Source organism: Streptacidiphilus melanogenes, from assembly GCF_000787835.1.
GTDB lineage: Bacteria > Actinomycetota > Actinomycetes > Streptomycetales > Streptomycetaceae > Streptacidiphilus > Streptacidiphilus melanogenes.
In genome coordinates this window covers 59,121-74,351 of sequence record NZ_BBPP01000006.1, presented here as the reverse complement: position 1 = coordinate 74,351, position 15,231 = coordinate 59,121, and the positions used below count along the sequence as shown (strand labels likewise).

General features: G+C 73.2%; 9 protein-coding genes. 1 reads left to right on the top strand and 8 read right to left on the bottom strand.

Annotated elements, in window-relative coordinates:
• Positions 1-7 precede the first annotated feature (7 nt).
• Both TR49_RS42565 and TR49_RS09065 read right to left on the bottom strand, forming a co-directional pair.
• On the bottom strand, positions 8-232 hold the full coding sequence (locus TR49_RS42565; RefSeq protein WP_152627143.1) for a hypothetical protein: 225 nt from the start codon (positions 230-232) through the stop codon (positions 8-10).
• 76 nt (positions 233-308) lie between these two features.
• Positions 309-1,295 carry an aldo/keto reductase gene (locus TR49_RS09065; protein WP_042379260.1) on the bottom strand — a complete coding sequence of 329 codons (987 nt, stop codon included), beginning with the start codon at positions 1,293-1,295 and terminating at the stop codon, positions 309-311.
• 118 nt (positions 1,296-1,413) lie between these two features.
• On the opposite strand from TR49_RS09065, the gene TR49_RS09060 reads away from it, so the two are divergent.
• Positions 1,414-1,836, top strand: a complete 423-nt coding sequence (locus tag TR49_RS09060; protein ID WP_042379259.1) for a MarR family winged helix-turn-helix transcriptional regulator — start codon at positions 1,414-1,416, stop codon at positions 1,834-1,836.
• Between the two features lie 39 nt (positions 1,837-1,875).
• On the opposite strand, the gene TR49_RS09055 is transcribed toward TR49_RS09060, so the two are convergent.
• The 6 genes from TR49_RS09055 to TR49_RS09030 all read right to left on the bottom strand — a co-directional run bounded on the left by TR49_RS09055 (position 1,876) and on the right by TR49_RS09030 (position 15,158).
• Entirely contained in the window at positions 1,876-3,192 is a 1,317-nt protein-coding gene (locus tag TR49_RS09055; protein ID WP_042379525.1) for a M1 family metallopeptidase, read from the bottom strand.
• A gap of 112 nt (positions 3,193-3,304) precedes the next feature.
• Positions 3,305-7,243 carry a Pls/PosA family non-ribosomal peptide synthetase gene (locus tag TR49_RS09050; RefSeq protein WP_042379257.1) on the bottom strand — a complete coding sequence of 1,313 codons (3,939 nt, stop codon included), beginning with the start codon at positions 7,241-7,243 and terminating at the stop codon, positions 3,305-3,307.
• A 304-nt stretch (positions 7,244-7,547) separates the two neighbouring features.
• The gene (gene hrpA, locus TR49_RS09045; RefSeq protein ID WP_084724709.1) at positions 7,548-11,609 is read right to left on the bottom strand and encodes an ATP-dependent RNA helicase HrpA; all 4,062 of its coding nucleotides are present in this window, start codon (positions 11,607-11,609) and stop codon (positions 7,548-7,550) included.
• Between the two features lie 132 nt (positions 11,610-11,741).
• Entirely contained in the window at positions 11,742-12,218 is a 477-nt protein-coding gene (locus TR49_RS09040) for a GNAT family N-acetyltransferase (RefSeq protein WP_160311559.1), read from the bottom strand.
• A gap of 62 nt (positions 12,219-12,280) precedes the next feature.
• A complete protein-coding gene (locus TR49_RS09035; RefSeq protein ID WP_042379255.1) occupies positions 12,281-13,255 on the bottom strand; it encodes a quinone oxidoreductase family protein in 975 nt (324 codons plus the stop codon).
• A gap of 88 nt (positions 13,256-13,343) precedes the next feature.
• Entirely contained in the window at positions 13,344-15,158 is a 1,815-nt protein-coding gene (locus tag TR49_RS09030) for a bifunctional 3'-5' exonuclease/DNA polymerase (protein WP_369405301.1), read from the bottom strand.
• Positions 15,159-15,231: the final 73 nt, after the last annotated feature.

The following is a 15,231-nucleotide window of genomic DNA, read 5'->3' as shown; positions in this document are numbered from 1 at the left end:
CGCCGGCTCACCCTCCGCCGCAGCCGCCGACCGCGCTCGCGCTCGCTCCGAGCAGCAGCACGAACCCCACGGCGAGCCCCGCCAGCGCGACCAGGGAGATCAGCACCGCGAGCGTGGCCTTCCGGTTGCGCCGACGAGCCGCGTCGGCCCGTGCCGCCTCGATCCCCGGCCCCGGCCCTGCTCCCGGCCCTGGGCCTGGAGGAATGTCCGTCCAGATGGCGTCCGTCGTCATGTCCCTTCGGACGTGGGTGGCTCCGATTCGGTTTCATTGTCGCCGCCGCAGGGGCTGTGACGGAAGGTCAGGGACGTCAGTAGCGCGAGCCGGTGGGGGTCGGGAGGGCGTCCAGCTCGGCCAGGTCCGCCGCGTCGAGCGTCAGTGCCGCCGCGCCGGCGTTGTCGGCCAGGTACTTCGGGGTCTTGGTGCCCGGGATCGGCACCACGTAGCGGCCCTGGGCCACGGTCCAGGCCAGCGCGACCTGGGCCGGCGTCGCGCCGTGGCGCTCCGCGACCTTCCTGACGGTCTCGACGATCGCCTGGTTGGCGGCGAGCGCGTCCGCCTGGAAGCGCGGCAGGGTGGAGCGCCAGTCGTCGGCGGGCAGATCCTGCGAGCCGGAGAAGCGCCCTGCGAGGAAGCCGCGGCCCAGCGGCGAGAACGGCAGGAAGGCGATGCCCCGGCTCTCGCAGTAGGGGAGCACCTCGTCCAGCGCCTCCCGGGTCCACAGCGACAGCTCGGACTGGACGGAGGCCACCGGGTGCACGGCCTGTGCGCGCTCGATCTCGTCCACGCCCACCTCGGACAGGCCGATCGCGCGGGCCTTGCCGGCCGCGACGGCCTCGGCCATCGCGCCCCAGGACTCCTCGATCGGGACCTCGGGGTCGACCCGGTGCAGCTGGTACAGGTCGACGTGGTCCGTGCCGAGACGTCGCAGACTGGCGTCGATCCCGGCGCGGATGTGCTCCGGCCTGCCGTTGCGCGCCAGCGCGGCGGCGCCGCTGCCCAGGCCGCCTTCCGGCACGACCAGTCCGACCTTGGTCGCCAGCACGGCGCGATCGCGGCGGGCGCCGCCCAGCGCGCGGCCGACCAGCTCCTCGTTGGTGAAGGGCCCGTACACGTCGGCGGTGTCGATCAGTGTCACGCCCAGGTCCAGCGCCTGGTGAATGACACCGACGGAGGTCTCGTCGTCCCGGCCGTTCGGGTCGTAGGCGTGGGACATGCCCATGCAGCCGAGGCCGACGACCCCGATCTCGGGCCCGTCGGCGCCGAGTGTGGTGGTGCGGATGCTGCTGCCGCTCATCTGTGTGCTCCCCCTGTGCGGGCGGCCCGATGGACCCGGCTCGCGGGCCCGGCCGGTGCGAACTGTTCGTGATCAAGGATAGTTGAGGTCATCAATTTCGCGGACGTAGACTCACTCCATGAGCACCAGCAAGGCGGAGTTGATGGACGTGATCGCGGCCGTCGGCGGCGCGTACTACCAGGACTTCGCCGCCGTCGCGGCCCGGCAGGGCCTGACCCCCGTCCAGGCGAAGGTCCTGGGCGCGGCCGTCCGCGCGCCGCTGCCCATGCGGGCCCTGGCCGAGGCGCTGGTCTGCGACGCCTCGAACGTGACGGGCATCGTCGACCGGCTCGAGTCCCGCGGCCTCGTCCGGCGGGAGGCAGGCCCGCAGGACCGCCGCGTCAAGATCGTCACCGCGACGGACGAGGGCCGCGCGGCGATCCTCGCCGTCCGCGAGGACATGAAGTCCGTCCACGACGCCCTCGACCGCCTCGACGAGTCCGAGCGGGACGCCCTGCACGACATCCTGCAGAAGCTGCTGCCGGAACTCGCCGCGCGCTAGCGACCCACGCCGGGGGGCCCGAACGCGCGTGCCGCCGCACTACCGGGGGAACGCCGGCAGCGTCGTCTCGAAGAGCCACTCCTGCAGCAGGCCGTCGATCGGTTCGGCGGCGTAGCGGCGGACGTGGGCCAGGAAGGCGTCCGTGCTCACCACACCGTGCCGGTGCAGGCGGGTCCAGTCCCGCAGCATGCGGAAGAAGGCCTCGTCGCCGAGGGCCACGCGCAGTGCGTGGACGGTGACACCGCCGCGCTGGTAGAGGCGGTCGTCGAACATGAGGCGGCGGCCGGGGTCCGCGAGGCGGAGGTCCTGGGGGAGCGAGACCAGCAGCTGGTACGCCTTGACGGCGCGTTCCGCCGCGACCGCGCCGCCCGTCGCCTCTGACCAGAGCCACTCCGCGTACTTGGCGAAGCCCTCGTTGAGCCAGATGTGGCTCCAGTCCGCGACGGTGAGGCTGTTGCCGAACCACTGGTGCGCCAGCTCGTGGGCGACCATCCGCTCCGAGTGCCAGCCGGGTTCGAGGTGGTTGGTGCCGAAGGTGGCCATCGCCTGGGACTCGACGGGGACGTCCAGCTCCTCGTCGACGACGACGGCCGTGTAGCGGTCGAAGGGGTAGGGGCCGAAGAGGTCCTGGAACAGCCGCATCATCTCCGGCTGCCGTGAGAACGCGGCGGCGAAGGCCGGCACCTTGGGGTGTGGCGCCCAGCCGTACTGCGGGACGCCCTCGGCATCCGGGTCGTCCAGGCGGATCTGGTGGAGCGGGCCGACGGCGATCCCGACCAGGTAGCTCGCGGTCGGCGCGGGCTGCTCGTAGACCCAGGTGGTGCTGGACGACTTGACGGTCCGGGTGAGCAGCTGCCCGCCCAGCGCGACCGCGTAGGACGAAGGCGTCGTCAGCGAGATCTGGTACGAGGCCTTGTCGGCCGGGCGGTCGTTGCAGGGGTACCAGGACGGCGCGCCGATCGGCTGGCTGGCGACGAGGGCGCCCTCGTTCAGCTCCTCCCAGCCGATGCCGCCCCAGGGGCTGCGGACCGGCTTCGGGTTGCCGGTCCAGTGCACCTCGACGGTGAAGGCCGCACCGGGCAGCAGCGGCTTGGCCGGGCGGACGCGCAGCTTGCCCGCACGGTGGGCGTAGTGCGGGGCCTTGCCGTTGACCAGGACCCGGCCGATGCGGAAGCCCGCAGCCAGGTCCAGGGCGAAGTCGGCGAGCGGGCCGCCGCCCTCCGCCGCTATGGCGCTCAGCCGTGCACTCCCGGCCAGACGGTTCGGCTCCGGGCGGTAGTCGAGCGCGATCTCGTAGCGGTGGACGTGGTAGCGCGGGTCGCCGTTGGTCGGGAAGTACGGGTCGACGTCGGGCACGCCCGGTCTGCCCGTCGCGTGCTGCTGCTGCCGGGCCTGTCGGGGACTCACCGGTGTTCCGCTCCCTGCCGCTGTGCTTCCGTGCGTCGCTTTTTCCCGCGCGGGGCAGGTGTCAGTCCTGCCACGCCTCGATCGGGTTGCCGAGCCAGCGGGTGTCCGCGGGCACCGATTCGCCGCCCATGACGAGCGAGGCCGGGCCGAGCGTGGTCCGGGCCCCGACCCGGCTGCCCGGGAGGACGATGCCACCCGGACCAAGGGTGGCTCCCTGATCGAGGACCACAGTATCCATGCGCATGATCCGGTCGTGGAAGAGATGGGTCTGCAACACGCATCCGCGGTTGACGCTGACCCCGTCCCCGAGGGTGACCAGATCGGACTCCGGCAGCCAGTAGCTCTCGCACCAGACGCCGTGTCCGACGCCCACGCCCATCGCGCGCAGCCACGTGGTCATCACGGGCGTGCCGGTGGTCCGGCCGACCAGCCACGGCACCGCCAGCACCTCGACGAAGGTGTCGGCGAGCTCGTTGCGCCACACGAAGCCGCTCCACAGCGGGTGGTCCACCGCCTTGAAGCGACCGACCAGCAGCCACTTCGCCACGACCGCGACGACCGCCGCCAGCAGGCCCGCGCCGAGCAGGACGAGGCCCGCGAGGACGGTCCAGCCGCTCTGCCACAGCGCGCACAGTGCCGCCCCGGTGAGCACCGCGAGCGCGGCCGAGAAGAAGACCGGGACCAGGCGGCACAGCTCGACCAGGCCGCGCGCCCACAGCAGCCGCGCGGGCGGGTCGTAGGTGAGGCCCTCGTCGGACTGCTCGGCGGCGCGCGGCAGGCGGACCGGGGGCAGGCCGAGATAGGAGGAGCCCTTCTTGGCCTTCTTCGGCGTCGCGGACAGCACGCCGACCAGGCCGCCGTCCGGGACGGAGCGGCCGGGGCCGGTCATGCCGGAGTTGCCCAGGAAGGCCCGGCGGCCGATCTCGGCCTTGCCGATCCGCATCCAGCCGCCGCCCAGCTCGTAGGGGGCGGTCAGGGTGTCGTCGGCCAGGAACGCGCCGTCGCCCACCTTGGTGAGGCTGGGCAGCGCCAGAACGGTGGAGACCTCCGCGCCGCGGCCGACCTTCATGCCGAGCAGCCGCAGCCACACGGGGGTGACCAGGCCCGCGTAGAGCGGGAAGAGCGTGTCGCGGGCGGCGTCCATCAGCTGGCTGACCGTCCACGCCTGCCAGCCGACGCGGCTGTGCACGGGGTGGTGGCCGGTGCGCAGTCCGATGCTGAGCAGTCGGACGCCGGCCAGCACCAGCAGCGCGTAGGTCGCGCCGTAGGCGAGGGCGGCGGGGACGACGGCGAGCAGCGCCCCCTGCAGGGCGGCGCCGCCGCCGTCGGCCGGGGTGACGAACTGGGCGGCGATCAGCGCCGCCGGGGCGGCCGCGAGGAACGGCAGCAGGGTGAGGAACGCGCCGCTGACGCCGTAGGCGGCCGACCAGCGCAGGTGGCGCGCCGGGCGGCGCTTGGGCCAGGCGTGGTCGGCCTTGCCGAGCTTGACGGCCGGGACGCCGCCCCAGCGCTGGCCGGTCGGGATCTGGCCGGTGACGCCGGAACCGGGCACGACCTCGGCGCGCTTGCCGACGCGGGCGCCGGGGAAGAGCACGGTGCGGGTGCCGACCACGGCCTGCGAGCCGACCTTGATCGGGCCGACCTCGAGCCGGTCCCCGTCCAGCCACCAGCCGGCCAGGTCCACCTCGGACTCGACGGCGCAGCCGCGGCCGAGCTTGAGCATGCCGGTGACCGGCGGCAGCGAGTGCAGGTCGACGTCCTCGGCGATGCGCGCGCCGAGCGCGCGGCCATAGCGGATCAGCCAGGAGCCGGAGAGCTCGGTCGCGCCGCTGAACTCCGCGATCCGCTCGGCGGTCCACAGCCGCAGGTGCGTGGAGCCGCCGCGCGGGTAGCTGCCCGGGGTCAGGCCGCGCAGCAGCAGGCGGGCGCCGCCGGCCGCGATCGCGATGCGTCCGGGCGGGGAGAAGAACAGCACCGCGGCGGAGCCGACCAGCCACCACGAGGCTGTCGGTGCCCAGGTGTACGGTCCGAACCAGTGCAGGACGTTGCCCAGGGCGAGCAGGGCCGTCGCCCAGCGCAGTCCGACCAGGGTGAGGAGCGGCACCAGCAGCGCCAGCTGGATCGCCTGTGCGCGGCGCGGCGTCGGGGTGATGACGCGCTGCTCGCCGCCGGTGCTGGCCGAGCGGTCCAGCAGCTTGGCCTGCTTGCGCAGCGTCGGGTAGGCGTAGACGTCGAGGACGGCCACAGAGGGGTAGCGCTCGCGCAGCAGCGTGGCCAGGCGCGCGGCGGCCAGGCTGCCGCCGCCGATGGCGAAGAAGTCGTCCTGGTGGCCGGTCACGGACACGCCGAGGATCTCGGTCCACTGTTCGGCGAGCCACGCCTCGGTTCCCTCGAAGCGCTCGGCGGCCTCGTCCTGACCGGCGTCGGGCAGCGGCCAGGGCAGCGCGTTGCGGTCGACCTTGCCGGAGGTGCGCGTCGGCAGGTCGTCCACGACGGCCAGGATCGGGACGAGCGCGGCGGGCAGTTCCTTGCGGAGCCGCTCGACGGCCTCCGTGCGGTTCCACTCCTCGCCCGCGACGACGTAGCCGACGAGCAGCTGGTTGCCGCCACGCGCGGTGCGGACGGCGGCGGCCGCGCCGGCGACCCCGGGCAGGGCCTGCAGCGCGGCGTCGACCTCGCCCAGCTCGATGCGCCGGCCGCCGAGCTTGACCTGCTCGTCGGCGCGCCCGAGGAAGACCAGCCCCTCGGCGTCGGCGCGGACCAGGTCGCCGCTTCGGTACGCGCGCTCCCAGCCGAGCGAGGCCAGCGGCGCGTACTTCTCGGCGTCCTTCGCCGGGTCGAGGTAGCGGGCCAGGCCCAGGCCGCCGATGACGAGCTGGCCGGAACCGCCGATCGGCACCGGCTGTTCCTGCTCGTCCACGACGGCCAGCTCCCAGCCGGAAAGCGGCAGGCCGATACGGACCGGCTGGTCGCCCTCCATCAGCGCGGCACAGGCGACGACGGTCGCCTCGGTCGGGCCGTAGGTGTTCCACACCTCGCGGCCCTCGGTGACCAGGCGCGCCACCAGCTCGGGCGGGCAGGCCTCGCCGCCGAAGATCAGCAGCCGGACCTCGCTCAGCGCCTCGGCGGGCCACAGCGAGGCGAGGGTGGGCACGGTGGAGACGACGGTGATCTCCTGGTCCACCAGCCAGGGCCCGAGGTCCGCGCCACTGCGCACCTGCGCACGCGGCACGGGCACCAGGCACGCGCCGTGGCGCCAGGCCAGCCACATCTCCTCGCAGGAGGCGTCGAACGCGACGGACAGCCCCGCCATGACCCGGTCGCCGGGCCCGATCGGCTCCTCCTTGAGGAACAGCGCGGCCTCGGCGTCGACGAACGCGGCGGCGCTGCGGTGGGAGACCGCGACGCCCTTCGGCTTGCCGGTGGAACCGGAGGTGAAGATGATCCACGCGTCGTGCTCGGGCGTGGGACGGCCCGCGTCCTGCGGCTGGGTGGCAGCCTGCGGCGCGGCCGGTGACGGCCCGTCCGGTGACGGGTCAGCCTGCGACGGCGCCGTTTGCGGCTGGGCGTCCTCCACCCTCTGGTGCAGCGTCAGCTCGTACCTCGCGCCCATGACCGCGCGGACCTCCGCCTCGCCGAAGACGAGCGCGGCGCGCTCGTCCGGGTCCTCGAAGTCGACGGGCACGTAGGCCGCACCGGCGGCGAGGACGGCGAGGATGCCGACGTAGAGATCGTTGGTGCCCGAGGGGATCCGCACCCCGATCCGGTCGCCGGGGCGGACGCCCGCCGCGACCAGTCGCCTCCGCTGAGTCTCGACCGCGGCTGCGAGCGCGCGGTAGCTCAGCTGCGTCTGGCCGTCGTCCAACGCGGGCTCGTTGGGGTGCGCCCGGACGGTCGCGTCCAGGACGTCCACGAGGGTACGCGTCGGAGCACCCGCGCCCGCGCTGAACAGCGCGGTCGGTGCGGCGGGTGCGGGCTGGGCAGTGGTGGCGGTGGTCATCAGGCCCTCGTCCCTTGGTGACAAGAGAGTCGAGTTTACCGAACCGGGTCAGGCAAACCGGGCATGTGTGACGCGTGACCGCTCCCGGGACCCCCGTGACGGCCCGGCCGTACCGGGCTCCCGTCCCGACGACGGCCCTGCTCGGAGCATGCTTGCCGCGCTCGCGGCGGGGCGCCTGGACATGGCCGGGGGCTTGCGCCGTCAGGGGCACGCGAGGCCGCGGGTGCACGTCCGTCGAGCCGTGTTCGAGGTGTCCGCGTTGTCCGGGGCCGCAGGCACGCCCGCCCGCCCCGGACGGCGGGCGTCAGCCCAGAAGGGCGTCGACGGCCTTGAGGATCCGCTGCTCGGAGATCGAGTACGGGGTGCCCAGGGGCTGCGCCCACAGGCTGACCCGCAGTTCCTCGATCATCCAGCGGATCTGCAGGACACCGTCCTCGTCGCGGCGCTCCGGCGGGAGCTCCGCGAGCAGGTCGGCGTAGGCGTCCTGCATGCGGATGACGGCGCTGGTCCGGTCGCGGTCGCGGATCGGGTCGTCCTGGAGCTTCACCAGGCGGCGCTCGACGGCCTTGAGGTAGCGCAGCAGGTCGGGCAGGCGGCGCAGACCGGTCTCGGCGACGAAGCCGGGGTGGATCAGCTCCTTGAGCTGCGTCCGCACGTCCGTCAGGCCCGTCAGCAGCGCGAGGCTGTTGCCGATGCCCTTGAGGCGCTCCTGGACCCGGTGGTGTACGGCCAGGATGTTGGCGGTCTTCACCACCGCGTCCGCCGTCGCCTCGTACAGCTCGCCGCGGACGTGGTCGCGCAGCTTGGCGAAGTCCTCGCCGTCCCAGGCCGGGCCGCCCGCGTCGGCGATCAGCTTGTCCGCGGCCGCCGCCAGGCAGTCGGCGAAGAGCGCCTCCGTGCTGCCGTGCGGGTTCGCCGCCAGCGCCAGCTTGGCGCCGTTGCCGAGGCGCGACTGGATCGAGTTGACCGGCGAGTTCGCGCCCAGCAGGATCAGCCGCCGGGTGCCCGCGGCCATCGCGCGCCGCTGCTCGTAGGGGGTGTCGAGCAGCTGGACGGAGACCGAGTCGCCGTCGTCGACCAGCGCCGGATAGCCCTTGACGGTCTGGTTGCCGCGCTTGGTCTCGAAGGTGTGCGGCAGCTCGCCGATCGTCCACTTGGTCAGGCCGCGCTTCTCCAGCCCGCCGGCCGCCTTGGCGATGGCCTGCTGGGTGCGGGACTTCAGCTCCAGTTTGAGCCGGTCCAGGTCCTTGGCCTCGGCCAGCTTGCGACCGCGCTCGTCCTCCACCCGGAAGGTGATCCGCAGGTGGTCGGGCACCGCGTCGAGGTTCCAGCTGTCCCGCGGCACGGGGATGCCGCGCAGACGGTGCAGCTCCCACTCGAGGAGCTCCACCAGCGGCTTCTCCTCGGCCTCGTCCACATGCGCGGCCATCGTCTGCATCAACCGCTTGGCGTAGTCGGGCGCGGGGACGAAGTTGCGGCGCAGCACCTTGGGCAGCGAGCGGATCAGCGCGGTGACCAGCTCCTCGCGCAGGCCCGGGATCTGCCAGTCGAAGCCGGACGGCTTCACCTGGTTGAGCAGGGTCAGCGGGATGTGGACGGTGACGCCGTCCTGCTCCGTGCCCGGCTCGAACTGGTAGGTGAGCGGCAGCTCCAGGTCGTTCTGATGCCACACCGACGGGTAGTCCCGCTCGGTGACGGCCTCTGCGCTGTCGTTGACCAGCAGGTCGGGGGTGAAGGTCAGCAGGTCGGGCTTGGCCCGGTGTGCCTTCTTCCACCAGCTGTCGAAATGGGCCGCGGAGACGACCTCCTGGCCCACGCGCTGGTCGTAGAAGTCGAAGAGGGTCTCCTCGTCGACCAGGATGTCGCGGCGGCGGGCGCGGTTCTCCAGCTCCTCGACCTCGTCGAGCAGCTTGCGGTTGTCGTGGAAGAACCGGTGGTGGGTGCGCCAGTCGCCCTCGACGAGCGCGCGGCGGATGAACAGCTCGCGCGAAAGCTCCGGGTCGAGCTTCCCGTAACCGACCTTGCGGCCGGCCACGAGCGTCAGCCCGTAGAGGGTGACCCGCTCGAAGGCGACGACCTGGCCGCGGTCCTTCTCCCAGTGCGGCTCGCTGTAGTTGCGCTTGATCAGGTGCTCGGCGAGCTCCTCGATCCACTGCGGTTCGACCTTGGCCGCGATCCGCGCCCACAGGCGCGAGGTCTCCACCAGCTCGGCCGCCATCACCCAGGCCGGCGTCTTCTTGAACAGGGCGGACCCGGGGAAGACGGCGAACTTCGCGCCGCGCGCGCCGAAGTACTCCTGCTTCTCGGCGTCCTTGGAGCCGACGTGCGAGAGCAGGCCGGAGAGCAGCGAGCGGTGGACGGCGTCCCCGTCGACCTCCTCGGGCATGTGCGCCGCGCCGAGGTCCACGTCGAGGGACTTGGCCACCTGGCGCAGCTGCGCGTCGATGTCCTGCCACTCGCGGATCCGCAGGTAGTTCAGGAACTCGGCCTTGCACATGCGCCGGAACTGGCTGCTGCTGAGCGCCTTCTGCTGCTGCTTCAGGTAACGCCACAGGTTCAGGTAGGTGAGGAAGTCCGAGGTCGGGTCGGTGAAGCGGGCGTGCAGCTGGTCCGCGTGCGTGCGTTTCTCGACGGGCCGCTCGCGCGGGTCCTGGATGGAGAGTGCGGCGGCGATCACCATGACCTCACGGATCACGCCGTTCTTCTCCGCCTCCAGCACCATGCGGGCCAGGCGCGGGTCGACCGGCAGCTGGGCCAGCTTGCGGCCTATGGGCGTGAGCCGCATCGCCTTGCCCTGCTGGGCGGCGGTGTCGGCCTCCAGGGCGTGCAGCTCCTGGAGCAGGTCGACGCCGTCCTTGATGTTGCGGCGGTCCGGCGGCTCGATGAACGGGAACGCCGAGATGTCGCCGAGGCCGGCCGCCGTCATCTGCAGAATGACCGAGGCCAGGTTGGTGCGCAGGATCTCCGGGTCGGTGAACTCCGGGCGGGAGAGGAAGTCCTCCTCGGAGTAGAGCCGGATGCAGATGCCGTCGCTGGTACGGCCACAGCGGCCCTTGCGCTGGTTCGCGCTGGCCTGCGAGACCGCCTCGATCGGCAGTCGCTGCACCTTGGTGCGGTGGCTGTAGCGGGAGATGCGGGCCGTGCCCGGGTCGATCACGTAGCGGATGCCCGGGACGGTGAGGGAGGTCTCGGCGACGTTGGTGGCCAGCACGATGCGGCGGCCGGTGTGCGCCTGGAAGACGCGGTGCTGCTCGGCGGAGGAGAGGCGGGCGTAGAGCGGCACCACCTCGGTGTTGCGCAGCTTGGCCTTCTCCAGGGCCTCGGCGGTGTCGCGGATCTCCCGCTCGCCGGAGAGGAAGACGAGGATGTCGCCCTGTCCCTCGTGACCGAGCTCGTCGACGGCGTCGACGATCGCCTGGACCTGGTCGCGGTCCCGGTCGATCCCGCCGCCGCCCGACCCGTTCTCGTCGTCGTCCTCGTCGACGCCGTCGTCGACGATCGGACGGTAGCGGACCTCGACCGGATAGGTGCGGCCGGAGACCTCGATGATCGGCGCGTCCTTGCCGGTGCGCGGGTCGGCGAAGTGCCGGGCGAAGCGCTCCGGGTCGATGGTGGCCGAGGTGATGATCACCTTGAGGTCCGGGCGCTTGGGCAGCAGCTGCTTCAGATAGCCCAGGATGAAGTCGATGTTGAGGCTGCGCTCGTGGGCCTCGTCGATGATCAGCGTGTCGTACTGGCGCAGCTGGCGGTCGTTCTGGATCTCGGCGAGCAGGATGCCGTCCGTCATCACCTTGATCGCGGTCTGCTCGCCCACCTGGTCGGTGAAGCGGACCTTCCAGCCGACGGTCTGGCCGATCTCGGTGCGCAGCTCCTCCGCTACGCGTTCGGCGACCGTGCGGGCCGCGATGCGGCGCGGCTGGGTGTGCCCGATCAGGCCGCGTACGCCGCGGCCGAGCTCCAGGCACATCTTGGGGATCTGGGTCGTCTTCCCGGAACCGGTCTCACCGGCGATGATCACGACCTGGTGGTCGCGGATGGCCTCCAGGATGTCCTCCCGGCGGCCGCTGACCGGCAGCTCCTCCGGGTACGCCGGGGTGGGCACGGACGCCCGGCGGTTCTCCAGCCGCAGCTCGGCGGCGTCGACCTCGGCGGTGATGGAGGCGAGGACGCGCTCGCGTTTCTCGGGCTCGCGCACCTTCCGCAGCCCCTCGAGCCGACGCCCGAGCCGCGACTCGTCACGGAGTGAGAGCCCGGTCAGCCGGGCGGCCAGTGCGCCGAACTCGCCGCTCGGCGCGGCCTGCACGGAGGCGTGCGCGGCGCGGCGGCGGGGACGGGGGGACGCGGTGTTCTGCTGCTGGGTTCCCATTGCACGGACAAGCGTACGCAAGGGGGTGCGCCGCATGTCGAGCCGTTATCCGTGAAGCGGCTCAAAGGCGCGGACCCGGAGCCGGATCACGGGCGCGGCCCGTCCGGCGGCTCCTCGTTCAGCCGGAGACGTTCAACCGGAATCGTTCAGCTGGAAGTGCACCATGCCGTCCGCCGGAGGCACGGGCACCCGGGCGAACCCCGCCCGGAGCAGGACTGCCTGCGAGGCGCTGTTCGACGGCGCGGTCCGCGCGGTGACGGCGCCGACCTCCGCGTGCTCCAGCGCGAGCGCGGCCAGCGCCCGTACCGCCTCCGTCGCGTATCCCGCGCCGCGCGCCGTGGGTGCGAGCTCGTACCCGATCTCGACCTCTCCGGTCGCGGTGGGCGGCCCGTGGAACCCGATGCCGCCGATCGCCTGATCGTCCGCGCCGCGCACGATCACGAACAGCCCCCACGGCGGCACGTACCACCCCACCTCCGCGGCACGGGCGGTGATCCCCGCCAGCTCCCACACCCCTGGGCCGGGCGCCTCCACCACCCATTCGAACCCACTGGGGTCGAACGGCGGAGGCGCGAGACAGAGCCGCAGGCGAGGCGTGGTGAGGAGCACCAGCCGACTATGCCACTCGCATGGCACTTTTGCGGACAGCGGGGCGTGGTCGGGGGAGTCCCTCAGCGCACGCGGAGGAGGAGCTTGCCCGTGCTGGTGCGGCTCTCCAGGAGGTGGTGGGCGTCGCCCGCGTCGTCGAGGCCGAACTCGCCCGTGACCGGGATGGTGATGCCCGAGCGCTCCGCCTCGCGGAACGCCTGCTCGGTCAGGACACGCAGGCGGGCCGGGTCAGCGGCGGCGAGGCCGAGGATGGAGAAGCCGGCCACCGAGAGGCCGCGCGGGGCGAGCTCGGCGAACCCCGCGCTCCACGCCTTCGCGTCGCCGGCGTTGCCGAAGGAGACGGCACGGCCGAAGCGCGCCAGGGCCGCGACGCTGCGGCGCCAGCTCTCCCCGCCGACCGGGTCGAGGGCGATGTCGACGCCCCGGCCGTCCGTGGCGCGCAGCACCTGCTCGTCGAAGTCCTCGCCGACCAGGATCTCGTCGTAGCCGGAGTCCTTCGCGTGCGCGGCCTTCTCCGGGCGGGAGACGACGCCGAAGACCCGTCCGGCCCCGGCGGCGCGGGCCAGTTGGCCGGTGACCGTGCCGACGCCTCCCGCCGCGCCCTGGACGAGCACGGTCTCGCCCTCGCGCAGCCGGGCCACCTCGTGCAGGAGGGCGTACCCGGTCGCGAGCACGGTGCCGAGCGCCGCCGCGTCGCGCAGGCCGAGCGCTTCGGGCACGGCGAAGGTGGTGGCCGCCGGGGCGACGACGGTCTCCGCGTAACCCTTTCCGTTCAGCATGGCGAAGACGCGCCGGCCGACCGTCAGGCCGGTGACACCGGAGCCGACCGCGCGGACCGTGCCGGAGACCTCGAGGCCGGGCCGGAACGGGAGGGACTCGATCCGGTAGCCGATCGACCGCGCCTTGGCATCGGCGAAGTTGACGCCTGCCCAGTTCACCTCGATCACGACCTCGCCCTCGGCAGGCTCGGGCTCGGGAACATCCACGACCTGGAGCACCTCGGGGCCGCCCAGCTTGTCGAACACCACAGCACGCATGTCGCACTTCCCCCAGCGAAGTCGGAGTGTTCGGTGACCATCGAACACTTTCGTGGCTCTGAGTGTACGACATTCGACGAACACTGTCTCAGAACTCGGGGACGTCCTCGTCGTCCAGATCCGGCTCCGCGGACTCGCCGCCCTTCGCGTCGGCGTAGCGCTCGACGATGTGTGTGTCCATCGGGAAGTGGACCGGCGTGTCGCCGAAAACGAGACGGCGGGCCTCCTCCGCCGAGGCGGTGACCGCCGCCGCGACCGCCTCCGCCAGCGGGGACGGGCTGTGCACCACGATCTCGTCGTGCTGGAAGAAGACCAGGCGTGCTCGTTCCCCGGCCGGGCCGACCGGGAGCTCCGCGAGACGGCGGCGCAGCGCGGCGATCAGGGCGAGCGCCCAGTCCGCGGCGCTGGCCTGGATGACGAAGTTGCGCGTGAAGCGGCCGCGGGAGCGGGCCGCGGAGCCGGCGCGCCCGCCTCCCTCCTCCGCCAGAGCGTCCACGTCGCCTCCGAACGCCGCGGAGGTGGCGTCCTGCCAGGCCGCCGAGGGCGGCGGGCAGACCCGGCCCAGACGGGAGCGGACCGTGCCGCCCGCCTCGCCCGTGCGCGCCGCCGCCTCCACCAGCCCCATCGCCTGCGGGAAGCGCCGCCGCAGCACCGCCAGCAGCGGGCCGACCTCGCCACTGGTCTGCCCGTACATCGCGCCGAGCAGGCCGAGCTTGGCCCGAGCCCGATCCCCGCCGAAGGCGTCCGCGGCCAGCCCGGCGTACAGGTCGCCCGCCGCTCCCGCGCGGATCAGGCCCGGGTCGCCGGACAGCGCCGCCAGTACCCGCGGCTCCAGCTGACCGGCGTCCGCCACGACCAGCCGCCAGCCCGGATCGGCGACGACCGCCCCGCGCAGGATGCGCGGGATCTGCAGGGCGCCGCCGCCCCGGCTCGCCCAGCGTCCGGAGACGACGCCGCCCACGACGTACTCCGGTCGAAACCGGCCGCCCCGTACCCAGGCGTCCCGCCAGGCCCAGCCGTGGGCCGCGTAGATGCGCGACAGCTCCTTGTAGCGCAGCAGCAGCGGCGCGGCCGGGTGGTCGACCTGGCGCAGCAGCCAGTTCCTGGTCGAGGTGAGGCTGACGCCCTGCTTGGCGAAGGCCTGCAGCACCTGGCCGGGGGAGTCCGGGTTCAGCTGCCGTGCGTGCAGGGCCTCCTGGAGCTCGATGCCGAGCGCCGCCAGCTTGGGCGGGCGCGCCCCGCTCGCCGCCTGAGCCGTCGTCGGACGCGAGCCGAGCAGGTCGTCCAACAGCGCGTCGTGGACGGCCGTGCTCCACGGCAGCCCGTCGTACGCCATCTCGGCGGCCGCGAGCCCGCCCGCGGACTCCGCCGCGACGAGCAGCCGCAGGCCGTTCCGGTCGGCCTCCGGCAGGGACGCCAGCCGACGCAGCTGTTCGGCGTGAACGGCCACCAGAGCGGTCAGCGGGTCCACGCCCGGTTCGAGCCGACTGCGGTCCGGCGCGAAGAGGGCGTCCTGCGCGTGGGCGTCCGCCTCGGCCCCGGCTAGGCCCAGCGGCAGATCCGCCGGGACGGGCAGCCCGCGCAGCCGCGCCCATGCCGCGCCGAGCGAGCGCGGCGCTCCGTACAGCCCCTCGTGCGCGAGCAGCAGCGGCTCGACCAGCTTGACGTCGTGGCAGCGGGCGAGCCGGCTCTCGGGCAGCCGCGGCAGCAACCGGGCGTACACCTCGTCCGTGGCGGCCCAGACCCAGCGCGGGCGGTCCGCCCGCTCCCGGGCCGCCATGGCGGCCGCCAGATCCCGCACCCGGTCCGCCGGCCCCCGGGCCTGCCCGCGCTCGTCCAGGGGTTGGAGCCGTCCGCCCGGACCGTCCTGGTCCGCGTCGACCGCGATCCGCAGCTCCGCCACCGTTCGTCGTTCCTGTCGTCGTCCTGGTCGGTTGTCCTGTCGCGAACGTAGCACCGCCCTCTGACAGCGACCG

Excerpts from the sequence above, each read along its gene's own strand:
- TR49_RS09050 (WP_042379257.1), bottom strand. The coding sequence starts at position 7,243 with ATGACCACCGCCACCACTGCCCAGCCCGCACCCGCCGCACCGACCGCG.
- hrpA (WP_084724709.1), bottom strand. The coding sequence starts at position 11,609 with ATGGGAACCCAGCAGCAGAACACCGCGTCCCCCCGTCCCCGCCGCCGC.
- TR49_RS42565 (WP_152627143.1), bottom strand. The coding sequence starts at position 232 with ATGACGACGGACGCCATCTGGACGGACATTCCTCCAGGCCCAGGGCCG.
- TR49_RS09035 (WP_042379255.1), bottom strand. The coding sequence starts at position 13,255 with ATGCGTGCTGTGGTGTTCGACAAGCTGGGCGGCCCCGAGGTGCTCCAG.
- TR49_RS09065 (WP_042379260.1), bottom strand. The coding sequence starts at position 1,295 with ATGAGCGGCAGCAGCATCCGCACCACCACACTCGGCGCCGACGGGCCC.
- TR49_RS09060 (WP_042379259.1), top strand. The coding sequence starts at position 1,414 with ATGAGCACCAGCAAGGCGGAGTTGATGGACGTGATCGCGGCCGTCGGC.